The organism is Gimesia benthica (assembly GCF_009720525.1).
In the GTDB taxonomy this organism is placed as follows: Bacteria; Planctomycetota; Planctomycetia; order Planctomycetales; family Planctomycetaceae; genus Gimesia; species Gimesia benthica.
The window spans coordinates 6,488,177-6,511,112 of the sequence record NZ_CP043930.1 but is presented as its reverse complement, the minus strand read 5'-3'; the positions used below and the strand labels follow the sequence as shown (position 1 = coordinate 6,511,112).

Here is a 22,936-nt window from a genome sequence, read left to right as displayed (position 1 = left end):
GAGCCCTATCTGTAGCTATCAGTCTTAATTTAACTTCATCATAAAATTCTTATGACTCAATGACCGAACACGAATCAACTCAATCACCGACAACTGAGGGACTGACTGTTTCACCCTCGCTCGACTTTGTCGCCGAGGCAGCACAGATTCCCCCTGAGACAACGCCCATCAATGTGCGCACACTGCGAATTTGCGGCCTTGCAATCGTGTTGGGAGCCGTTGCAGCATTTGTGGCTTTGTGCCTGACGTCTCTGATAGGGTGTATTACAAATCTCAGTTTTTATGGCAAACTGAGCACTTCATTCATTTCTCCCGCTCCAGCAGTACAATATTATTTAGGGCTTTGGGTTGTCTTCATACCTGTGGCAGGTGCTTTGATTGTTGGGCTCATGGCCAGATATGGATCCAAGGGAATTCGAGGTCATGGTATCCCAGAGGCAATGGAACAGGTTTTAACCAATGAAAGCCGGATTCCAATGCGTTTGATGTTTCTCAAACCACTTTCAGCGGCGGTTTCGATTGGGACTGGGGGCCCCTTTGGAGCAGAAGGCCCCATCATTGCTACAGGAGGGGCCTTGGGTTCGGTCATCGGCCAATTTCTGGAGTCTACTGCTACAGAACGCAAAACCTTGTTAGCGGCCGGAGCTGCAGCGGGAATGGCGGCCACATTTGGTAGCCCGGTATCAGCTGTGTTGCTGGCTGTTTAATTATTGCTTTTCGAATTTCGTCCTCGCTCCATTATCCCTGTTGCTCTGGCCTCCTCGACTGCAACCGGGATGCGAATTATGGTCGAAGGGGCTGAACCTGTATTTCAGATGACTGATATCCAGGCACCTGGAGGGGCAGCCTTAATCAGCTACATTTTGATCGGGGCCGGCCTGGGCTTGTTTGCTGTCATTATTACCCGGGCTGTGTACGCTATTGAAGACAGCTTTGAACGTCTACCGATTCACTGGATGTGGTGGCCGGCCATTGGTGCCTTCGCAGTGGGAATCGTTTCCGTATCAACCTGTGCCGACCTGCAAGCCTCTTTCAGTGAGCGTTCTCCACGACAGTAGTATTCGATCAAATGTTGCTCAATGATGCGTGAAATTGCAGGATGATTGGATATCCCGTCTCCTACTCTATCTCTCAGAGTCATCATCTTTGTCTTTTACCTCTATTTTACAAACGGCTGCAAACTCCGACTTGGTGTCCTTGAGGATCTGGCTGATGTTACTCCGGTCTTTGTCGCTGAGATGAGCATACTTTTCGATATCTTCGCCGGTTACATTACCTTCGAGGATTTGCTTTAATTTTCTTAGAACGCGGTTACGAACTTCATCCGGTAATCCATCAAAGGCTTTCGAGTAAATCATATAACTGCACGGATAACGGAACATACGTGATTTCAAATCGAAGTCGCGCAAGGATCGATGTTGTGAGTCACGAACGCCACGGCTTTCAAAATCTGAAGTAAATGCACTTGTACCTTTGACTGGTGAGGTCAGTACGAATTCGTCGCACATTAACAGATGTTTGAGCACACGGTCAGCAGCACTGTCGATTCGACGCTCGCTCGATTCACTCAGCAGTGTTTGGGAACGCTCAAGCAGCCTATTCATGCTCTCGGACTGATGAATCGCGCGCCGCGTTTCATAGTTGGCCCACGCGATGGCATTGTGCATCTGTGTCTGATGCTCCATCACCATCAGGGCCACGATATCACTGTGTGGACTTGGATAAGGAACGGTGGAGACCAGTTCGTTCAATGTCTTCAGATTCGCACGTGTATTACGGTCGATCTGCTCTTCACGATTCTTAATCGTGGTATTGCCCATATGTCGCATATCGCCATGGGTTCCCGTGACGTACCATCCTCCCCATCTGTCTTTGAAGGGACTGTTATGGCCGGTGGTGAATGTCCTTTTCCCGAATTCCGGCATTCCGTCAGGTTTGGCAAAAACACTGCGAATCAGGTAACCTGGCACATTTTGAGTGCGATTGGAAGAATGGCACGTCAAGCATTGTCCTTGGTCACGAATGAACTGTGGTCGTAATGTTGCTGACTGTTCTAGTGTGTAAAATGTTGCTCCTTGTCTGGCATCCGTCGCTGCAAATTCGATCACACCACCTTTTTGTACATAACCTACATATACCTCTTCGTTGAAGTAAATTGCACGAGGGCGCTGTGGTGAAATACGAGAACGCTGCATGCTGGTTTTTGAAAAGACAAGCGTTTGTGAGCTGACAGGGATGTCCAAAGCTTTAAGCACGGCGGGTAGAAATCCTTGCGTTTTATCATATTGTAATTTCGCTTCACCAGATTCTACACGTCGTGCCAGTATCGCAACCGGATCATTGACTTCAGTCTTGTTGTAATTAATGGGAGAGGCACTGTAATTGTCGAATTGCGCATGAGAGGTTTGGGCAAAGCTGTGCAATACCAAGATGACAAACGCGCTAAGATACCATTTCGAAAGTACATGAATCGCGATTGGAGTGTGTCGAGTTTCAATCGCGGTGTTGCCTGAATGTGTTTGGGAATTAAAAATCATGAGGAACATATTCTCCTGCAATTCCTGGCTCAGACGGACAGTTCAGAACATTAGTTCTATCGTGAAGTGGTATGTATGAAAAATCATAGGTATAACTTCTTCTAGAATATCTGCTCTGGGAAACTTGGTGTGTATTTCCTGCATCTCGGTGTGCCTGGGGAGGGTTGTTGACGATTGGGGGGAGGGCAAGGGGCGTCTGACCGGTGGATTGTACGCTGATGAACAGTATCGTATTACCAAGGCATAAACTATCACCTAATGGTATAGAATACAATTCTGCATGTCAAGGTGTAGGATTGTGGGTTCGTTGGAGCGACTTCAAAAAAACACTCGTGTGTGAGGGCAACGGAAGAAGTTACAATGACTTGAATAACCTGCAAGTGATATGCGACGGGTTGAATTCCGGAACCTATCGGCCAGGAGACGTTCCAGGACGCTTTCACTGCTCAATCTCCTTTCCACATCATTGTACATCTTCCATGTATCTTTCCTGGTTACTTTGGGAGCCCATTGATAAATTGAAACGTAACGAGAAATAACTGGTGAAGGAACGGTGATTGGCTGGCGGAAAGGTCACTCGAACAAACGACACCACTCGCAATTACTCGGCATACTTGGTGAAGCTGCCACTATTTCTGGGGAACTTCACTAGGTATGCATCACAACTCCTGATGCATCATCCCGTCTTCCATTTCATATATTGTGTCAAAAACGTCCAAAGCTCTATGATCGTGTGTTACAACAATTACCCCAGCCCCTCGAGTGTGAGCCACTTGTGCGAATAATTCCATCACTTGTCTTCCTCGCTTACTGTCCAGTGCTGCAGTAGGTTCATCTGCCAGTATCACATTGGGTTGATTTGCAAGAGCTCGCGCAACAGCAACTCGCTGCTGTTGTCCTCCTGAAAGCATCGAAGGCAGATTGTCTGAACGTTCTCCAATTCCGAGTTCATCTAGTAATTGCTGAGCTTTGTCTTGAGATTCTCGTTTAGAGTTACCATTGAGCTCCAGGGAGATTTGCACATTTTCAAGAGCGGTTAAAAACGGAATTAAATTTGATTTCTGAAAAACATATCCTATATGCTGGCGCCGAAATGAACGAAGATTAGTTTGGCTTTGCTGACCTTCCATGACTAACTGCCCTCCAATAATGATAGTCCCTGAGGTAGGAGGGTTGATCAGTCCAACAGCAGTAAGAAAAGTGGATTTACCAGAGCCACTAGGGCCTAGCAAGGCGGCAATTTCACCACGCTTCAACTGAAGTGATGCATTTTTCATGGCGATCACTTCGGTATTACCACTACCGTAAACTTTCGTCAGGTCGATTGCTTCAATTGCAAAATAATTATCCATTTTATTCTTACTAAGACAGAGCTTCGTTAGGAGAAACACGCATTGCTTTCCAAATCCCCAAAAGGCTCGACGCAATAGAAATAACGAGCACAATAACTCCTAGTTGATATAAGTCCGATTCAACAAGAATTACACGACGGGGAAATAGGGGAAAAATTTGCTTTCCCAAGAGATAAGCTATCCCAAAGCCGAGCACTCCAAGCACTAGAGCTTGTTGCATGATCAAGCCCAAAATAACGCTATTGGGAGCGCCGATCAATTTTAATAATGCAATCGAATGCAGCTTATCCAGCGTTAATGTATAAAGAATCAACGCCATAATGACTGCTGCTATAACTGTTAGAAGAATCTTAAAGAGTCCAATCTGGCGTCGAATTTTTTCGACGCTCCCCTTCAAGAGCAGTTCTCTTTGACCTGCTTTAGTGAAAACTGAAACGTCTCCCCAACCGGAAAATATTCTAGTGATTTGATCCAGATCTGCCCCAGGAGCGAGGGTTACCATGACCGCCGTTAGCTGAGGTCGAGAAATCGCTGGTAGTTCAGTTGAAGGTCTTTCTGCCAGATCCAGATTTGATGGTTGCTGAAGTCCCATTTCGCTTCGTTCACCACGTGCTTTTCGAGAAGCCCTCTCCAGTCGGACAGCTTCTCCTACTGCATCAGACTGAATCGTCTGCGCATCTGCAACGGTGAAAAATCCGATACCGTCCCCATTGGAACTGATCATACTTTGTGAAATACCAACAACTAAATAATAATCTTTTCCGAGCTTGACCGTCTCTCCTAGTTGAAGACCGAGCGACTCGTCTGCAATCATCTCAAAATGATTCTGGCCCAGTGGGCGTCCTGATTTCAGTGGAATCCATTCACCCTTGTCTGTAGGCCAACTTAATCCTAATACAGCGATTCGCAATGGTTTGTCATTTTTTACGCGCTGAATTGTGTGGTAAATGAAATCTCTGGTCGATAGAACGCCAGGGACTGATAATGCGCGTTGGGTAAGATTTGATGGGACTTGAGAAAGTTCTGCGAACGGACCTCTTGTATGTTTCTGCACAATCCAGAGATCAGCTCCAATCTTATCAATGAGAAGGGTCGCATCTTCTACGATTCCACGATAGATCCCTCCCATACCCATGACAACCATTAGAAGCATACCAACTCCAAGCGTTGTCAGAGCGAAACGACCGAGATTATGTCGAATATCCCGTGTGGCTAGATTCATGGTGTTATGATTCTACGATTATTTTTTAAACCAGTTTTAAGATCCGTTGCAGCGACAACACTGTCTCCGGTTTTCACCCCACTCAGGACTTCCACTGCATCCCGATTGCGTAGTCCCACTTCTACTGGTTGCCAGAAGGCAATACCATTTCTATTGATATAGACTCCATCTTCACCTCCTACCCTCTTCAGAAATCTGGTTGGAAGCTGGATCACGTTTTTCTTTTCAGCCGTTTTAATATAGACTTCGGCACGCTGACCAACAGCCCAATTATGAGGTAGCTCAAGAACTCCAACATCTACAATGAATTCTCTTGTCTCACGGTCTGCTTCTAGGCCTAAACGCGTGACCTTTCCTGCATAGGTCTGATGTGGTTCTGATCGGAATAATACTCTTGCTGGTTGCTCGGATGAGAGGTGAGCAATTTCTGTCTCGTCTACCCATGCACTGATCCACAATTCATCGGTGGCGATGACACTTAAGATAGTACTCCCAGGGACAGCCACGTCTCCAGGTTCTCGAGTACGTTTGACGACGATTCCACCAAATGGAGCTTTTATTTCCGCATCTTGTAGTCTTGCTCTCTGATACGCTAACGTTTTCTCTGCAGTAATTAGTTCTTTTTTCCCTTCGATGATCGCAGCCTCTGATTGAGACACTCCAGCGATAGCAATTGCTAATGCTTCAGCAGATTGATCTACCTCAGCCTGGCTTGCTGCACTCTTCTCGAATAAGGATGCAATGCGACTATGGCTTTTAGTTGCCTGTTCGAATACTGCATTAGAGCGATCTCGATCTGTCTTAAGTCGATCAATGGCAGCCGCACTTGCTTCGACCTGCGCTTGTGCTATAGCCACTTGTTGTTTTAACTCATCGTCATCCAGTCGTACAAGAAGCTCGCCTTTCTGCACGCGATCTCCCTGATCGACTAAGATATCTTTTATTCTCCCTGAAATCTTAGGACTAATCCTTGTGGAAACACGCGCTTCCAGAGTCCCTGTTCCAAGAACTTCCGAAATCATTGGTCCCCTAGAAATCTGATGTTCTATTACTGTTACAGGAGAATACCTTAGCCAGAAAATCAGCCCCACTATCGTCAGAATAATGAGCGATATTTTTAGTAATCGCCTGCTCCATATATTGATACGTTTCCGGTTATTTTTCATCTGGAACAGCCCCTCATATTCTGGCTCAACACTTCATGGATTGGTGGTCGCGATGATAGTTTTTCTCTTGATTTGACTCTTGAAATAAATCGTACATCAACAAAATAAATACAATGAGAGTGCAACATAGACCGTTTCTCCTGGGACTTGAAAATATTTGGAGTACACTTTGAATCGTCTCTGATTAAAACAGAAACTTTTCAAAGTGCTCCAATCGTCAGGCAAAGTATCCTCAGGGAAGGTCCTCACATTCTATTTTTTCATGTAAAAACATCAACAAGACACAACTCGGATCGCTTTGAAACGTTTAATGAATGTCGACTTGATTATCACCTGAAAATTCACAGAAGTAAATCAACGATTTTATGAATCATCACCCACACATCTACTGGCAAGAATACAAGGCGAAGTTAGCGTGAGACTGAGACTAACTTTATCTTCGTGACATTTTTCCCTGGTGCCAATCGAATCTTGGTATTATCCCAAGCAGGTCGTTGCCTAGGTGGCACGATATTATTTGATGTTCCAATTGGTTCAACTGGGATACCTGGAAACTTTGTATCCAGCTTCTTATTTGAATTGAGATCACAATAGACGAATACTGAATAATCACCGGGAACAAGTTCATCAAACGTTACGACGGATTTACCAGCACGTGATCTTCTGTCAATAACTGAGTGATATCCCCTCCATTTATTTCGATCGGATGTGGCCATCTTAGGAGTGAAGGCTTTGGGATCCTTGAAAAGAATGACAGTGATAATTGCACCTTCTGTGGGAACGCTGCTCAGCTCAACTGCAAGACTCGACTGGTTCTCCTCTGCATAGCTTGTTTGACCCAGCAAACATGTCATGAGAATAGTTAAATTAAATGAGTGATTAAATAATTGGGTTTGCATAGTAAATTCTTTCCTTAATTTGGTTTTCAACAAGGAGCTTTGGCAACAACGCAAAGTGTTCAATAGTTCTGCTCATCCACGAAGAATTTCCACGGAGGCACGGAATTCATGACTGAAGTAGGGGTATTGTATCTAAAACTGGCTAAATAATCAAATTCAAATTACAAATTGAAATTTGAATTTGATTGTGCGTTCATAGTAAACCGGTCGAGGTACGTAGAAAAACTAGGATCATATATATCAGTGGCAGGGTAATTCACCGGATTCAAGAGATATTTCCACGATGCTGATAGGAAGAAATTTCAGTCATGGCATAGCTGAATTAACGGGTAGGCTTGGCCTACTAGTCAGATTACTCAGATATGGGAGAATTCGCCGATTTTCTATCGTGGCTTACATGTATCTATCATTTCACTACTCGTTTCACGTTTGAGAGCTATTGTTTGATTGATATGATCAGGGAGCACTGACAAACATTTCCCCAAAAAAATCTCAATCATATTTCTGAATACTTGAACGGGCTTTTTTTAATGGGTGTAAAAACAGAGGGTGAATTGAATGAAGAAAGGCAAACAAGAAATTATTCCAGCGAAAAAGGAAGGAGGAGTGTCATCCACTCGCCAGAAAATACTGGAAGTTGCTGGGCAAGTGTTTGCTGAAAAGGGATTTGACCGGGCAACCAGTAAGGAGATTACGGAATTGGCAAACACGAATGCGGCTTCTGTAAACTACTATTTTGGAGGTCTGGAAGAACTATATAAGGCTGTTCTTCATGAAGCAGGATCTAGACTAATTACGACTGATACTATTAGAAGTGTCATTGAAGAAAAATCTAACCCACAGGCAAAGTTATATGCGTTCATGGGAATTTTTGTCCAAGCTTTAGCCAGTCCGATTTCTTCCTCTTGGGTATTACGCGTCATTAGCCGAGAACTTGTCCATCCAACTTCAGTTGCTGCACCTTTTAAAGGAAAAGAGAGAGTTGAGAGAATATTTATCATAAAAAACATTGTTAGCGAATTAATGGGATTGCCAGCGAATCACCCAGCAGTGGAACGAGGATGCTTAAGTATCATCAGTCCGTGTTTTATGTTACTTATTTGTGATCGCCCTTCGCTCCAAGAGATGTTCCCCAACCTAGGATTCACTCAAAAAGATGCTCCGGCTCTGGTTAAACATCTGACGGATTACGCACTCGCTGGAATTGCTTCGATTGCAAATGATATAGAATCAAAGTAGTTGCAGAAATAATCTGACATTAACATTCGAAGGTTATGTTTGGACTTTCCCTCCTTATTATGACACCAGTCACAAGACTCAGTGTTTTAGTGTATAAATAGAAAAACGGCTTATCTTCCGGTACCGGGCCCTGTAGCCGAGGGACTGCCTGGGCCGATGAACAAGGTCTTCTCTTCCCCCCCTGTGGAGCCAGTAACTAACCCGCTCTGCCGTGTCCCCAGGACCAGTTAGAGATAGTCAGCCCCATCGCTCGGTCCGGCTGCTTGATCCTGAGTTACAATCGGAACTGAACCTGCTTTACGATGAACTCTCCCTGCTGTTACGTTACCTGAAAACGCTGAATGTCAGGAATTACAGTGTTTTTATTGTAGAAAACAACCTGAATCTACTAACCCTGCCTTCATTCCGTCGAGGGATGGCCATTCGTGGTGAAGGAATTGCAGTCACGCGACTCGAAGATTTAAGCTGTCTGAGTCGGAATCAACTGATTTACTGGGGAGATCTCGATGTGGAGGGCTTCCAGATCTTATCGCGGTTGCGAAATCTCTTTCCACATGTACGCAGCGTGATGATGGATCAAGAAATGCTCAACAGTCACGCGGCTGCTATCGCAAAAGGTAATCCGAGTTAGTCCGAGAAGCCTCCCTATCTGACCAATCAGGAGGTGGCGGCATATGAGTTCTGCCTGCAAAATCAATGTCGGCTGGAACAGGAACGAATTCTTCAGAATTACGTGGAAAATCAGATCGCTGCAATCACATCAGCACCATCTGACTGACTTTCTATCCAAAATTGTTGGTCCGGTTTAACTTCCAAAAAACAAACTGTGTTTAATTAAGCCTTTTACCAAAATTTCTACCAAGTAAGGTCAGTTCTCTGCCTAGAGACTCTCGGGACGGTTTAAAACACCTAAATTTTAGCCCCAAACGTGTCATAATAAATAGGATGGAAAATGCTTATCTATTGCTTTTCCAAGCCGATTAAATGGGACTATAAATTCTCAAAATCTTAGTACTTGGGGACTGTTTTTTGACTTCATGTTCCCCCTGCTTCCCGACATTTTTTCAATCGACGTTGTAATTCTTGTCTGGTTTTTCGAGTACTCTGGAATTTTTTATCCAACTCTAATGGATCGAGCTCAGTACCCTCCAGGAATTCTGTAAACGCTTCATCGATATTTCTTACCTTCCGGTTCAAACGCTCTCTGTATCTGGCAAACAAACCACATTCCAGGAAAACAAACATTTTCAGCATGGTCGAAAATCTGTTGTATCCCCACCCAGGTTTATCTTCTCCCCGATTGTCGTTGCCGAACCAACCCTGAAGATGTTTTTTATGACCATACATCAAATGATGATTTGCGATGTCATGTAATTTCAGATCCTGATCAGCAAGCAAATACCAAGGGATGAACAGTGTCAGTCCAGCTGCTCCATCGACTTCCTCGCTGTATTGGGAAACCCCGACTGGATTCGAATGCATCGGAACTGGAAGATGTGGTGTCGCCAGTCTTTCCAGACTCCAATCGTAATAAAACTGAGTATAACCTGCATAAAAGGGTCTCTGACTTTTGGGCAGCGGGGTAGCGTCTCTCAGCATCTTCATAGGAGGCACACTAGGGAACTCTCCCCTTTGTTGAATCATTCCCCACCACTCTCCCAGAAACACTGTGTTGGAAAGCTGAAACCCAGGATCAGTCACCAACCAGCCAGCATATCCAATTTGGCGTTCCTGGGCCTGTAACTTATACTTCTCTTCCTCCTTGAAATAGTTTTTGATCATGAGCTCAGAGCTACCATTGCTTCTCATGCAATCTTCAATCGTTAAACGAAGATCATGACTGATTCTAGTATGCTCAGCCTGGAAATGGCGGGTACCGTCATTAGAAGGAGGAAAATATTCTTTTAGCAGGGGATACCAAAAAGGCTGTTTTAAAAAGAGCCCCATCCCTGCGATCTCATTCAGATCATACTCAAACTGAAGTTCTTGTTTACTCCACAGACCGGGAAGATGTTTATTCAGGGCATGTATAAAATCAACTGGCAAGGCATAAATTACATCTTTATCCAGGCATAATCGATCTGGATATCGCCTCTTCAGCTCGTCCCAAGCGGTATGGTACTTTTCTTGAATCTTTGAGTCCTGCGACATTCTGAGCCTCCTTCAACAGCATGCCATGATGTATACAAAGGTGCAAATAAATATAATCTAATCAATGACTCCCCAATTGAGGTAAACGAATTCTAAAACGCTTACCTCGATATCTTCCGACCATCTTGGAATAGTTCTGCCGGATCTAATATTTTCTTCTAGCTCTCCGGTGTTTCTAATGTCCACAGATGTGCAGATGAATTCTAACCAGCCTGATCGGGAAAAAGAATGTCAGGATGCTGCTCCTGATGATTCTTTAAAGACCGTCCGAAAGTCACCCTCTAAATCTCGCAAGATGGTTCGTTCAGAACTGATGGGAGATCATACCCATGAAACGAGTGTTGGTGTCAACGTCCACATCTACGAAAGAGATGGGAAATATCTGGCGCGTGGCCGTTTTGAAAGAAGACCGTTTGGAGAAACACTAGGAACAGATCTACAGGAAGCCAAATCTAAGCTGAGAGAATTGCTGCATAGGCTTGACTCTGGCACATTTGTTCCCCCGAGTGACGCCCGAAAGCAGATATTAAAAACCAGAAGAATTCCGAACCTGACTCTGCGCCAACTTTGCGATAGATTCTTGAGCGAAAAACGCAAAACCCGGGGGAAAAAAACTACCAGAAGCTATATGAATCGGCTTGCACCTGCCCTGGATTATGCGGAATTAGCTCAATCACTTAAAAAATGGCCCGCTGCAAATTTACTCAACAGAGACTTTACTCTCGGCTTAGTCGAATTTCTATTCAACCGAAAGGTGACCAGGAACGGTAGCACAAATGCTCCCACGAAACCGATGTCCGCACGTCAGATACAAAATTGTCTGGACACGTTAAGGATGGTTTTAAAATGGGCCTGTAGAGCAGACGTACGCAATCTTCCACCTGATTTTGTCAATCCTGTTTCGACCGACCTTTTTGATCAATCATTTAATAAAGATCCTCTCCGGCGATGTGTATTTCCACTTGAACGAAGGCTTGCCCTCTTAAATACCATGGATGACTGGCAATTCATAACGTTGAGCATAATATTCGTTTTGCCTCTTCGTTTAGAAGACGTCGAAGGACTCCTCGTCAGTGATGTAGACTTCGAAAAGCAACAGGTACATTTTGGAAGTCGATTTGGTGGATCAGATTTCAATAAAGGAAAAGTGGAAGTTCAATTCCCGTTACCTGAAGAGCTGATGCCTTTGCTACGTATGTCGGTGGGAGAGCGGATTGAAGGGCCACTTTTCCTGAATCGGAAGATTTGCCAAGGGAAATCCTCAATAAGATATGCATTCGACTCGAAGTCAGATTTAGAACGACAGTATCAAGTAGAATTAGCTAAGGCTCCGAAAGGTACTATTCTTAACAGCCAGGATCGGAAAGCTGCGTTCCGTAAGTTCTTGAGCAAAGCTGGTGGCGTTACCAGTGACTATGTAGGAAAACAACTGCGCCAGGTAATTGGAAAAGGTCAACCTGGTAAACCACATGACTTCCGCGGCTCCATAACACAGGAGATGAAAGAAGCTGGTGTACCATTTTTAGAATTACGGTACCTAACTGCGCACGCTGTGAATGACATTATTAACGTGTATTCCGGCCTGAATCCCAAACACGAAATCGCTAAATATTACGACAAGATTCGTCCCCTGCTGGAGGCGATTAAGACTCGCACGGAACAACTTGTAACGTCGGAAATAAGTGCTTGCCAAAGTCGATCGAATCCAGTACAAGATACATTACCTGAAGGTGGTCAGAATGTTTAAATTCGGTTGGTGCACCGCTGGTGCACAACTGGTGCAAACGCCAGACAGCCGGATCAAGAGTGTGGTTGCCGAACCGAAAAACCATCGAAGTAAGCAACTGTTTTATTTTCAATTAGTTACGCACCATTAGGTTTATTTTCGCCGCGTTGAAATCAGCTTTGAAACCACCCAGGCGGAGAGTCCCCCTCTCTCCGCTTATTTGATTGCCGTTGAGTTGTAACCCTATAACTCAGCGGCATTTGCTTTATCTGGACCGCTCCAGAGCTTCCCATTTGTGGCACATTTTGTGGCGTTTTGTGGCACGGGGGTTCTCTGAAAGGCTCTGTTGATGAAGCAATCATCAAATCAAAACCGTAAGGCAACGTTCCGGATCGGCAAAGTTCGTGGCGATCTCCGCGGGAAAATCTGGTACCTCACCTACCACGAAAATGGCAAGCGTTTGCGACCCAAAATTGGTCCGGACAAAGAACAGGCCCGGCAGATGGCCGCGCGTATCAATTCCCAGTTAGAGTCTCACACTCATTCTGTATTCAATTTTGAACCCGTTCAAATCGATGATTTGCAAACCAGATGGCTCAACCATCACGAACAGGTATTGCGATCTTCATTACAGACCATCCGCCGCTACCGTGCTGCGACAACCCACCTTATTAACTTCATCGCGCATAAAGGTGTGGCTTCAAAAACATCACTATTCCAGGTCGGACACGCAGAAGAGTTTGTACATTATCTACGCACAATCAAAGTCGCTCCCAATGGTCATGAGAATTCGCAGAAACGCCACCTGCTCGACAAAGGCATCAAATACATCCTGCAATGCTGCCGAAGTATGTTTGGCTACGCGATAAAACGACGGCACCTTTCTCCGTATGCCGAAAACCCATTCTCCAGTCTCGATCTGGACCGCATCCCAATCGAAAACGCTAAAGTTATTTCCATTTTCAGCCCCGATCAGGAAAAGAAATTCCTGGAAACCTGCGACGACTGGCAGTTTCCTATCTTTCTCACACTAATGCTGACGGGGCTCCGGCCAGGAGAGCTCACGCACTTGTTGTTACCAGAAGATCTCGATCTGAATGTGGGTATGCTCTACGTCAGAAATAAACCTCATTTAGGCTGGCAGGTTAAGACACGCAATGAACGTGAAATCCCATTGATCGATGAACTGAGAGATGTTCTGACAATCTCAGTTGGTGATCGAGTCACAGGCCCAGTCTTTTTGCAACGTCGTTATTCATCAGGCTCCGTTCGACCTGAGATAAATGACCATTCGGAAAAGCAACTCGAAGACTTACTCCAGCAACGACTGGCTCAAGAAGAGACCGCCTCCGGCAAGGCTATCAATAGAAACCAGTGGCTGAATATCTCACGAACAATCTGGCGCGATAGTGGTGCGTTGAAAACCGATCGGATACGAACAGAATTCATCAGGCTGACAAAGCAGATAGATCTACCTCAGTTTACCGCCCCCAAATCACTGCGACATCTCTTTGCCACATGTTTACAGGATGGAAACGTGGATCCATTGATCCGCAGTGAATTAATGGGACATTCTACTTCAGCAACAAATGGGGCAAGCCATGGCCTGGGGATGACTGCCACTTATACACATTCACGTCCCGAAACGAAAAGAAAACAACTTGCCAATGCGCTATTGATTCGACTGGCCGTGCAAATAGCTAAAACATGGTATATTCGATACTCAACTAAATTTAACAACTTAGACGATCAAACTAAATTCAAAGGAAATATGTGGCATATTAAATAGGATTATATGCAGCGTGTTAGCATTCCGGTGGAGTGGTTTTTCGGGGTACTCAACACGCGGCATATGATCTATTGGACTGAACCGCAGGGGCGTTTTCGACTATGGGGATTGAATGCCCGCAGGGTGAAAACAGCGTTCTGTTTTCTCTGCGATTGCGGGCATAATTGTCCGACGGGATCGTTCGCTCAAGTGTCGAGGCAGGCCGCTGTGGCAGGTTGTAATTGCCAGGACGGTTGTGCGGGGACTCCCGAAGACGGGTGCCGTCACCGGCGCAGACCTCGACCGAAACACTCCGCGAAAAGAGATCAAAACAACGAACAGATTCTCTTCCTGAGAGTTCATGATGTGTCACAGACCTCCCAGAGTTCGGAAGCTGGCAGCGAGGCACGAACCAAATATGGAGCAGGAAGTCGCTCCCAGCGGGAGGGCAGTTCCTGCGACTTTTCGAGCGCGGCCTGTCCGCAGGAGGGACAGATGGCAGACGACTCCCCGGGAACAGGAGACATTGCCCGAGGACGTTTTTCGCTCAGTGGTCCCGCCCCTTCCAGCAGTCCGCGGCACAGCGCGATCTTCTCTGCCCGGAAGCGATTGGCCAGAAAGCCATAATGCCGAATCCTCATCAACCCGTCCGGAAGCACATGTTGCAGGAACCTGCGGAGAAACTCCGTGGCGGCGAGTGTCATCGTCCGCTTCCGACTGCCTTGGGCGTAGTCTTTATAGCGGAACGTGACCTGGCCGTCTGCGACGTTCAACAGCCGGCTGTTCGAGATCGCCACGCGGTGCGTGTAGCGTGCCAGGTATTTGAGGACCGCCTCGGGGCCGCCGAAAGGCGGCCGGGCATACACGACCCATTCGGTCCGCACGGACCGGTTGAGCAGACGCTTGAAGTCCTGGGGGGCGGCGGCGGAAGCCAGCCGCCCGGGGAATTTCAGTTTCCCCGCGACATACGCCTGCTTGAGCAGGTCCAGAAACTTGCCGCGAAACAACCGGCTGAGTACGCGCACGGGCAGGAAGAAATCGGCCCGGCCCGCAATCCAGCGTGTGCGGTCGGGCGCCAGTCCGCCGGAAGGGACTACGCAATGCAGATGAGGATGCGGCATCAGGGTCTGGCCCCAGGTGTGCAGCACGGCCAGGAACCCGATCTCCGCCCCCAGGTGCCTGGGATCGGCGGCGACTTCCAGCAGCGTCTGGCTGGCCGCGCGAAACAGCATCCCGTACATCAACCGCGGGTTGGCAAGCGTCAGATCCACCAGCAGGTTCGGTAGCGTAAACACTACATGGAAGTAGGGCACGGGCAGCAGTTCGGTCGCCCGCCGCTGCATCCACAGCGCACAGGCGGAACCCTGGCATTTGGGGCAGTGGCGATTCCGGCAGGAATTGTAACTGATCTGTCGATGGTCGCAGGAACGGCATGTTTCCACATGCCCTCCCAGGACCGCAGTCCGGCAGTTCTGCAGCGCCCGCATGACGCGGCGCTGAGCAACAGACGTGGTATATCGCTTCAGGTATTCCGCGCCGTACTTCCGTACGACGTCAGCGAGTTCCCACCGGGGACGCGTCATGAGTCCTCCTTTGGCGTGTCTGCCTGGTCCTGCTCGTGGAGCAGTTCCAGGGGACTGCGGGTGCGGCCGATCAGGTGCGTGGAAACGTGCGTGTAGATCGCGGTGGTCCGCTGACTGGCGTGCCCCAGGAGTTCCTGGATGACCCGCAGTTCCGTACCGGCTTCGAGCAGATGGGTGGCAAAACTGTGACGCAGCATGTGCGGCGTGACGTCTTTGTCCAGGCCGGCCTCATTGCAGGCGTCCCGGCAGACCCGTTGCACCGTTGATACGGTGATCGGCTTGATTCGTGAAGGACCGAGAAACAGCCAGTCGACCGGACGGGCGGCCCACCAGTAATGCCGCAGCATTTGCAGCAACAGGGGTGAGAGCAGCGTATAGCGATCTTTGTTTCGCTTGCCCTGCACAACCCGGATCACCATCCGCTGGCTGTCGATGTCACAGACCCGCAGACGGACGGCCTCGGAAATTCGCAGCCCTGCCGCATAGGCCGTCATCAGGATGGTGCGGTGTTTGAACGAGTGCACCGCCTGAAAGAAGCGACGCACCTCATCAAAACTCAGCACCTCGGGTAAATGCCGCTCGGGCCGGGGGCAGCGAACGTCCTGCACGATATCGCCGCGGTGAAGAGTGTTTCGATACAGGAACCGCAGTGCGGCCAGCGCCTGCTTGTAGGTTCCCCAGGCGACTTGCCGTTCCTGGACCAGATACAGCAGGTAAGTCCGGATGGCCTCCGGTCCCAGGACTTCCGGGCTTTTACCGAAGTGCCGGGCAAAGCGGGACACGTTGTTGACGTAAAGCTTGATCGTTTTCGGGGACAGGTTCCGCAGTTCCATGTCCTCGATCATGCGCTGCCGCAGTGGAGTCATCACTGGACCTTTCGTGAAACAGAGATTTCAGAGACCGGGAAGGTACTGAAACTATGCCTCACAAATGGCGGAAGCGCAAATCGGAATATTCGGAACAGTCCGCACAGACGGACCGGGGTGCTACGTGTACTTTGCAGTCCGGTGGGACGAGCCCTCAGCGGAGGGATCAATCACAGTTGCCGATCCCAGGCCTACCGCGAAGCGGTTTAGTTCAATAAATAGGATTATATGCAGCGTGTTAGCATTCAGGTGGAGCGGTTTTTCGGGGTACTCAACACGCGGCATATGATCTATTGGACTGAACCGCAGGGGCGTTTTCGACTATGGGGATTGAATGCCCGTAGGGTGAAAACAGCGTTCTGTTTTCTCTGTGATTGCGGACGTTTTTTCCCGACGAACTTGTTCGCTCGTGTTTCGTGACAGGTAGCCAGGACAGGTTGTAGTTGCGAGGACGGTTGTGCCGGGCCTCCTGTGAACGGTATCCATCACCGGCGCAGACCCCGACCGAAACACTCCGCGAAAAGAGGTCGAAACAACGAACAGATTCTCTTCCTGAGAGTTCATGATGTGTCACAGACCTCCCAGAGCTCGGAAGCCGGCAGCGAGGCACGGACCGCAACGGGAGCAGAAAGTCGCTCCCAGCGGGAGGGCAGTTCCTGCGACCTCTGGAGCGCAGCCTGGCCACAGGCGGGACAGATTGCAGGCGACTCCCCGGGAACAGAAGACTCTTCAAGGGAATGATTTTCGTTCAGAGGCGCCGCTCCTTCCAGCAGTTCGCGGCACAGCGCGGTCTTCTCTGCCCGAAACCGGTTGGCCAGAAAACCGTAATGCCGAATCCGCATCAGTCCGTCCGGAAGCACGTGCTGCAGGAACCGGCGGAGAAACTCTGTGGCGGCGAGCGTCATGGTCCGCTTCCGACTGCCTTGGGCATAGTCTTTATAGCGAAACGTGACCTGGCCGTCTGCGACGTTCAACAGCCGGCTGTTCGAGATCGCCACGCGGTGCGTGTAACGTGCCAGGTATTTCAGTACCGACTCGGGGCCGCCGAACGGCGGCCGGGCATACACGACTCATTCGGTCTGCACGGACCGGTTGAGAAGACGCTTGAAGTCCGCAGAATTGACGGTGGAAGCCAGCTGCCCGGGGAATTTCAGTTTCCCTGCGACATACGCCTGTCTGAGCAGGTCCAGAAACTTGCCACGAAACAACCGGCTGAGTACGCGCACGGGCAGGAAGAAATCGGCCCCTCCCGCGACCCAGCGTGTGCGGTCGCCAGTCCGCCGGAAGGGACCACGCAATGCAGGAGCGAAACTATGGCGGAGCATGTGCGGCGTGACGGCTTTGTCCAGGCCGGCTTCGTTGCGTGCGTCCCGGCAGACCTGTTGCACCGTTCCTACGGCGATCGGCTTGACCCGTGAAGGACCGAGAAACAGCCAGTCGTCCGGACGGGCGGCCCACCAGTAGTGCCGCAGCATTTGCAGCAACAGTGGTGAGAGCAGCGTATAGCGATCTTTGTTTCTCTTACTCTGTACGACATGGATCACCATTCGCTGGCTGTCGATGTCACAGACCCGTAGACGGACGGCTTCGGAAATCCGCAGCCCTGCCGCGTAGGCCGTCATCAGGATGGTGCGGTGCTTGAACGAGTGCACTGCCTGAAAGAAACGGCGCACCTCGTCAAAACTCAGCACCTCGGGTAAATGCCGCTCGGGCCGGGGGCAGCGAATGTCGTGCACGATCTCGCCGCGTTGGAGCGTGTTCCGATACAGGAACCGTAGCGCGGCCAGCACCTGCTTATAGGTTCCCCAGGCGACTTGCCGGTCCTGGACCAGATACAGCAGGTAAGTCCGGATGGCCTCCGGTCCCAGGACTTCCGGGCTTTTGCCGAAGTGCCGGGCAAAGCGGGAGACGTTGTCGATGTAAAGCTTGATTGTTTTCGGGGACAGGTTCCGTAGCTCCATGTCTTCGATCATGCGCTGCCGCAGTGGAGTCATCACTGGACCTTTCGTGAAACAGAGATTTCAGAGACCGGGAAGGTACTGAAATATGCCTCACAAATGGCGGAAGCGCAAATCGGAATATTCGGAACAGACCGTACAGACGGACCGGGGTACCTACGCGTGCTTTGCAGTCCGGGGTCGTAAACCGCCAGCGGAGCGAGCGGTGTCATTCCAAAACTTGCGACGGTGTGTACAGATTCGGAGCACTTTTGTAGGTCGAAGTCAGTGTCTTCGAGGTAGATTGGAGATGAATATAAAACCTCGCTGTTCGATATTGTTGAGGTCTTCGCCGGTTGCCTCGAAGACCTCAACCTGCTGACAGACGATGCGGCGATCGTCCATTTAATCCTCGAGCCGTACAAAATCGCGTGGTGAATCCGGTTAGATGTGACGTGCCCCCAAGTATGCCACTAGTCACAAACCTTCGTTTTTATTCAGCGACCATTCTGCCTCACGATCTACATGACGTTTCAATGGAATTTGCCTTGCCGTATTCGATAAGTTGTGGCTTACTCTTCATTGCACGCACGATTGCTGGGTCAACCATAAATTTTTGGCCATTCCAGTTCGTCCAGAAAGGAAATGGCTTTCCGTCTGGCAACTTATTTCGGTAATTCCCACGATCTACAGCCCAGACATCATTCACATGCTTGTCTTTGATTTGATGTCCATCGGGGTTCGTTAACTTAGTCATTGCATAAGCAAATGCTAGTTCATCAGCAATTTGTTCGATTCCTTTCTTATTCTTAACAGCATGAAATCCTTCCCAACAAGCATCATATACTTTTTTCCATTCATCTCGCTTGATGACAAAGAACCCGCCATTCAAATTGTAAACGCTTTTTTCTTCCATGCCCCGTTCAGCCCAGATGTCAACAATGTCTTGAAGTGTGATACCCCGCCACTGCCAGCTCTGGGTTTGTGCGTTTGAGAATGCTTCATCATTGATTTTAGATTCCACTGATAAGTGGAGTGGGTCAGCTAGTTGCAATAGCGTGTGAATAGATTCATCTGACGGCTTCCGCGTGAAGTAGTTATCCGGGTCTAAAAATACATAGTAATCATACTCGTATTTATTCAGGTTTTTCAGAACCTCTACCTTGAACATATTTCTTAGCGAAGGATTGCAAGGCCGATCAATTTCATGTATCTCACTTCCCGGAATTGTGATGCCATGATCGGTCCAAATATGAAAGTCTTCTTCTACACCAACGGACCGAGCAGACTGGACAAGGCTACAAAGCATAGCATGATGATCTACGCTTCCAAATCCAATTGACCAATAGCAAAAACTGGGCGTACGAGGCATGCCTTGCTTAAGCATCAACCAACTCGAATAATTCTCAGGAGTTGTTGCAAAAAAACGAACATTATGATTCCGGACGAATTCGTCAACTGCTTCAATCACACCGTACTTTACGTGCTTCGAGTCCTTAGCGATATAATCGTGACCGGCGAGAATTCCACCAGTTCGCACTTTAGGATACCAGTCTTCAAGATCTCGTTTAACTGCTTCGTAGCTATGGTCTGCATCAATATAAATGTAATCGAAGTAGCCATCCGGAAACTGACTGCACACCTCAAAAGAGTAACCTCGAATAATCCTCCCGCGTTCACCATACTTTGCAAATTTATTGCGCACTTGAGATTCTAACTGATCTTGTTTCACTTGAGAGAATCCGACATCATTTTGGCTGGAGATTTCGCCAGAATCCCAAGAATCGATTCCAACGAACTCGCTCGGTTTACTCCCTTGAACGATTTGATCCAGATTCTGTCCCGCGCGAACTCCGATTTCGCAAACGTGATGGTTCAACCCCGCGCGGCGCAGCATGCTAGGAATGTTGTTACGGTGCCCCAACGCTTTCATTTGATCAAAAAGATGTTCATTGTTGTTATATTCCTGCCAATTAGCAATCGACAGTCCTCTCCGAATGATTTGGCTGATGACCATAGAACTCCTTAGCACAGAATCTATCGGCAGCTGCTTAAACCATACAGGAAACATAGCATTATAAAGGTACGCAACCAATGTATCTTGGCGAATGTCGCAATCTGCAGCACTCAGTTCGTCAAGACTGCGATGATCGAAATACGCTCGAAATCTGCTTGGATGAATTGGAATACAAATCCGAAAATCATATTGAAAATAAGAATAGTTTTTTGTCAAAGGCCAGAGCAAGTTATACCCTAACTCGGTCCATTTAAATCGTAAATTGTTATTACGAGATTGAATTAACGCATCCATGGATTCAATATATTTCCCAAGCAGGATCGATCCTGCTTTGCCACCAAAGAACCCATTTGAGGGTCGATTTCCGGGACGTCCACATCCGATAAAATCTGAGCCGGACTCATGAAGACGGTCCATTACCGGAGAAAGATTGCTCAACGCAATCATGTCACTATCTAACCACAGTCCTCCATAACGGTGAACTAGAACTGCTCTTAAATAATCGGCTTTATGTGCAAGACATTGTATACCATGCCACTCAGGAATGATGTCGGGGACATATTGTTGAATATTTTCTGGAGAAACGCGAACAATTTCAAAATCATCACCACATTGATGATGCCAAGTTTCTTCACAAAGATCGAGATATTTTGGGCGAGTATGATTTTTCATCGTCTCCCAATATGTCCATATCGTATGTTTGCGATCGCGGTGTTTTTGCAGGTTAACCAGCAGAAGCGTGGTATCCCTATACTCAGCTAATTTTTCACATTCGTAACCTGCAAAGGTCTGCATGAGTGACTCGTGAAAATGGATAACTTTACTCTTGGTTATCTCTGGAGTTGCTTGGGTATACCCCGATACGAGAATCGATTTCACCGCGAATCGTTTGAGACGTTCAGTAAATCGGCGATAATCAATCGGGTCATCAAGATGTATTAGAACATCAAGACAAACAACCAGATCGAACGTGCGATTGAAGTCGAACTCAAAGAAGTCTTCACAAAAGACATTAAGCTGGCCTGATTGTGCTTTTAGTTGGTCGATTGCAAATTGCGAGGAGTCGATACCAACATAGTCAACACCTGTGAGATCCACATGTTTGATAACAAATTGATCTCCACAACCCACATCCAAAATAGATTTTGGTTGATTGATTGCGATTGCATGCTCAATAGCAGTAACCTTTTTTTTTGCACATGCCCCTCTAGATCCGTGCCCACTATACATACCTCGCGACTCATAGATTTTATCCCAATTAAGAATCATTTAAATCCTCTGCGAATTAAAAAACACGCTATTCTTGGACCATCAATATTTGGTCATCCACCCAATCGTTTCAACAAGTATTGTAATTGTTTCTCATATGAGTCCAGCGAAAGTGACGAGCGTCGAGTTTGCACCTGAATGAGATCTTCCAATGTATGTTCGACTGGGAATAAGGATTCCAAGTCAATGACTTTTAACTTTCCATCAGAGAAAAGGAAGGAATCTGTAGTAAGATCCAGCATAAAAAGATTGCTCTCTGCAAGATAAGCATAGAAAAGGGAGAGTTCGTCGGCTGAAAAACAGCCATCTTCTTTGACGTATTCCAGCTCAATCCACTGAAAACCCTTCTCTGTACCACTATCCAATAACTGGGGGAAAAACCGAACCCCTTTGAGCTTTCTATACATTTCTCTTTCGTGCGACAGGTCGGTTTGGATCCAAGTGTGAGTGCCGCCAGTATTTAATTCTCGCTTCACTACTGACGTTGTCCCGTCACGCTTCACTCTAAACACACCACGCGAGTTGACCAAATTATTTTCTTTTATGTTCCGATACACATTCCCATTGCAACGATTCGAGCCATACCATGTTTTTCGGGTTCGATGACCGCTGCCATAACGATCATTTGTTTCCAAGACCTCTTCGAGCTGCCAGTAAAATGCAAATAAAAGATTAAAACCGTACCCAGCCCCATCCATTTCAACATAGGCATGAGGATATGTTTCTGCCATCTTCTTCAACGTCTCAACCTTTTGTTTACCTAAGTGGTGAAGAACGGAAAAGCAAAGAACAAGATCATAGTCGTGATAATTGGAGAGTGTCTCTACTGACAACTTATCATGAAAGAACTGAGGCGTTTCTGGAAAGTCATTTGTCCTCGCCAAATAACGGCATAATTCGACATTCTCTCGGTTGCTGTCAATCCCTGTCACTTGGTGACCCAGCTTTGCTAGCTCAAAGCAAAAGAAACCAAGATTGCACCCCCAATCGATGATCTTCAAACGCTTATCACCGAACTCCGCTTGTAAATGCGCAGCAATCGCCTCGCTTCGATCAAAACAATTCCTACCACAGTTTGACAGAGTTTCCCCATAACCCGGCAAGTTGATTGGCTGATAGTTAAACCATGTGTAGGGACGTCCGCGTTGTGCCTCTTGGCGATAGCGAGTCAAAATGATCTCTTGAGTCCAATTACTCATCTTTC

15 protein-coding genes and 3 pseudogenes are annotated in these 22,936 nt (G+C 47.6%); 5 read left to right on the top strand and 13 right to left on the bottom strand.

The genetic code is table 11. From position 1 onward, the window contains the following. Positions 1-59 precede the first annotated feature (59 nt). Positions 60-995: pseudogene (locus tag F1728_RS25365) on the top strand (chloride channel protein); the annotation flags it as partial. Here F1728_RS25365 and F1728_RS32730 read toward each other — a convergent pair. The 6 genes from F1728_RS32730 to F1728_RS25340 form a co-directional block, all read right to left on the bottom strand. After that, positions 950-1,141, bottom strand: a complete 192-nt coding sequence (locus tag F1728_RS32730) for a DUF542 domain-containing protein (RefSeq protein WP_228030882.1) — start codon at positions 1,139-1,141, stop codon at positions 950-952. The pseudogene F1728_RS25365 and the gene F1728_RS32730 sit on opposite strands and share 46 nt — an antisense overlap. Beyond that, positions 1,125-2,537 carry a hypothetical protein gene (locus tag F1728_RS25360; RefSeq protein WP_228030347.1) on the bottom strand — a complete coding sequence of 471 codons (1,413 nt, stop codon included), beginning with the start codon at positions 2,535-2,537 and terminating at the stop codon, positions 1,125-1,127. The genes F1728_RS32730 and F1728_RS25360 overlap by 17 nt, the downstream gene beginning before the upstream one ends. 659 nt (positions 2,538-3,196) lie before the next feature. After that, positions 3,197-3,889: an ABC transporter ATP-binding protein gene (locus F1728_RS25355; protein ID WP_155366370.1), complete on the bottom strand. Its 693-nt coding sequence runs from the start codon at positions 3,887-3,889 to the stop codon at positions 3,197-3,199. 10 nt (positions 3,890-3,899) lie between these two features. After that, positions 3,900-5,111 carry an ABC transporter permease gene (locus tag F1728_RS25350; protein ID WP_155366369.1) on the bottom strand — a complete coding sequence of 404 codons (1,212 nt, stop codon included), beginning with the start codon at positions 5,109-5,111 and terminating at the stop codon, positions 3,900-3,902. Continuing rightward, positions 5,108-6,277, bottom strand: coding sequence for an efflux RND transporter periplasmic adaptor subunit (locus F1728_RS25345; RefSeq protein WP_155366368.1), 1,170 nt, complete (start codon positions 6,275-6,277; stop codon positions 5,108-5,110). Before F1728_RS25345 ends, F1728_RS25350 begins: the two co-directional genes overlap by 4 nt. A 410-nt stretch (positions 6,278-6,687) precedes the next feature. Beyond that, complete coding sequence (locus F1728_RS25340) at positions 6,688-7,176, bottom strand: DUF2141 domain-containing protein (protein ID WP_155366367.1); 489 nt, start codon at positions 7,174-7,176, stop codon at positions 6,688-6,690. Positions 7,177-7,734: 558 nt separating this feature from the next. Here F1728_RS25340 and F1728_RS25335 point away from each other — a divergent pair. Further along, complete coding sequence (locus F1728_RS25335; protein WP_155366366.1) at positions 7,735-8,415, top strand: TetR/AcrR family transcriptional regulator; 681 nt, start codon at positions 7,735-7,737, stop codon at positions 8,413-8,415. Positions 8,416-8,626: 211 nt separating this feature from the next. Further along, entirely contained in the window at positions 8,627-9,046 is a 420-nt protein-coding gene (locus F1728_RS25330; protein ID WP_155366365.1) for a Wadjet anti-phage system protein JetD domain-containing protein, read from the top strand. A 404-nt stretch (positions 9,047-9,450) separates the two neighbouring features. Here F1728_RS25330 and F1728_RS25325 read toward each other — a convergent pair whose 3' ends face one another. Beyond that, on the bottom strand, positions 9,451-10,566 hold the full coding sequence (locus tag F1728_RS25325) for a hypothetical protein (RefSeq protein ID WP_155366364.1): 1,116 nt from the start codon (positions 10,564-10,566) through the stop codon (positions 9,451-9,453). A gap of 178 nt (positions 10,567-10,744) precedes the next feature. Between F1728_RS25325 and F1728_RS25320 the strand changes: the two genes are divergently transcribed. Further along, positions 10,745-12,313 (top strand): tyrosine-type recombinase/integrase, encoded by a 1,569-nt coding sequence (locus F1728_RS25320; RefSeq protein ID WP_155366363.1) that lies wholly within the window; start codon positions 10,745-10,747, stop codon positions 12,311-12,313. A 328-nt stretch (positions 12,314-12,641) separates the two neighbouring features. Further along, positions 12,642-14,081 (top strand): tyrosine-type recombinase/integrase, encoded by a 1,440-nt coding sequence (locus F1728_RS25315; RefSeq protein ID WP_155366362.1) that lies wholly within the window; start codon positions 12,642-12,644, stop codon positions 14,079-14,081. Positions 14,082-14,419: 338 nt separating this feature from the next. Here the strand turns inward: F1728_RS25315 and F1728_RS25310 are convergent, their stop codons facing one another. From F1728_RS25310 to F1728_RS25285, 6 genes and pseudogenes are all read right to left on the bottom strand, one after another. Next, positions 14,420-15,643, bottom strand: a complete 1,224-nt coding sequence (locus F1728_RS25310; protein ID WP_155366361.1) for an IS91 family transposase — start codon at positions 15,641-15,643, stop codon at positions 14,420-14,422. Continuing rightward, entirely contained in the window at positions 15,640-16,509 is an 870-nt protein-coding gene (locus tag F1728_RS25305; RefSeq protein WP_155366360.1) for a tyrosine-type recombinase/integrase, read from the bottom strand. Before F1728_RS25305 ends, F1728_RS25310 begins: the two co-directional genes overlap by 4 nt. 560 nt (positions 16,510-17,069) lie before the next feature. Continuing rightward, positions 17,070-17,812: pseudogene (locus F1728_RS32855) on the bottom strand (IS91 family transposase); the annotation flags it as partial. Positions 17,813-17,864: 52 nt separating this feature from the next. Next, positions 17,865-18,482: pseudogene (locus F1728_RS32850) on the bottom strand (tyrosine-type recombinase/integrase); the annotation flags it as partial. Between the two features lie 478 nt (positions 18,483-18,960). Continuing rightward, complete coding sequence (locus F1728_RS25290; RefSeq protein ID WP_155366357.1) at positions 18,961-21,732, bottom strand: class I SAM-dependent methyltransferase; 2,772 nt, start codon at positions 21,730-21,732, stop codon at positions 18,961-18,963. Positions 21,733-21,785: 53 nt separating this feature from the next. Beyond that, a complete protein-coding gene (locus F1728_RS25285) occupies positions 21,786-22,931 on the bottom strand; it encodes a class I SAM-dependent methyltransferase (RefSeq protein ID WP_194242519.1) in 1,146 nt (381 codons plus the stop codon). Positions 22,932-22,936: the final 5 nt, after the last annotated feature.

What these genes read in the sequence shown, in the direction of transcription:
- F1728_RS25360 (WP_228030347.1), bottom strand. Translation starts at nt 2,537, where the DNA reads ATGATTTTTAATTCCCAAACACATTCAGGCAACACCGCGATTGAAACT.
- F1728_RS25335 (WP_155366366.1), top strand. Translation starts at nt 7,735, where the DNA reads ATGAAGAAAGGCAAACAAGAAATTATTCCAGCGAAAAAGGAAGGAGGA.
- F1728_RS25310 (WP_155366361.1), bottom strand. Translation starts at nt 15,643, where the DNA reads ATGACGCGTCCCCGGTGGGAACTCGCTGACGTCGTACGGAAGTACGGC.
- F1728_RS25345 (WP_155366368.1), bottom strand. Translation starts at nt 6,277, where the DNA reads ATGAAAAATAACCGGAAACGTATCAATATATGGAGCAGGCGATTACTA.
- F1728_RS32730 (WP_228030882.1), bottom strand. Translation starts at nt 1,141, where the DNA reads ATGACTCTGAGAGATAGAGTAGGAGACGGGATATCCAATCATCCTGCA.
- F1728_RS25355 (WP_155366370.1), bottom strand. Translation starts at nt 3,889, where the DNA reads ATGGATAATTATTTTGCAATTGAAGCAATCGACCTGACGAAAGTTTAC.
- F1728_RS25325 (WP_155366364.1), bottom strand. Translation starts at nt 10,566, where the DNA reads ATGTCGCAGGACTCAAAGATTCAAGAAAAGTACCATACCGCTTGGGAC.
- F1728_RS25315 (WP_155366362.1), top strand. Translation starts at nt 12,642, where the DNA reads ATGAAGCAATCATCAAATCAAAACCGTAAGGCAACGTTCCGGATCGGC.
- F1728_RS25285 (WP_194242519.1), bottom strand. Translation starts at nt 22,931, where the DNA reads ATGAGTAATTGGACTCAAGAGATCATTTTGACTCGCTATCGCCAAGAG.
- F1728_RS25340 (WP_155366367.1), bottom strand. Translation starts at nt 7,176, where the DNA reads ATGCAAACCCAATTATTTAATCACTCATTTAATTTAACTATTCTCATG.
- F1728_RS25320 (WP_155366363.1), top strand. Translation starts at nt 10,745, where the DNA reads ATGTCCACAGATGTGCAGATGAATTCTAACCAGCCTGATCGGGAAAAA.
- F1728_RS25305 (WP_155366360.1), bottom strand. Translation starts at nt 16,509, where the DNA reads ATGACTCCACTGCGGCAGCGCATGATCGAGGACATGGAACTGCGGAAC.
- F1728_RS25290 (WP_155366357.1), bottom strand. Translation starts at nt 21,732, where the DNA reads ATGATTCTTAATTGGGATAAAATCTATGAGTCGCGAGGTATGTATAGT.
- F1728_RS25350 (WP_155366369.1), bottom strand. Translation starts at nt 5,111, where the DNA reads ATGAATCTAGCCACACGGGATATTCGACATAATCTCGGTCGTTTCGCT.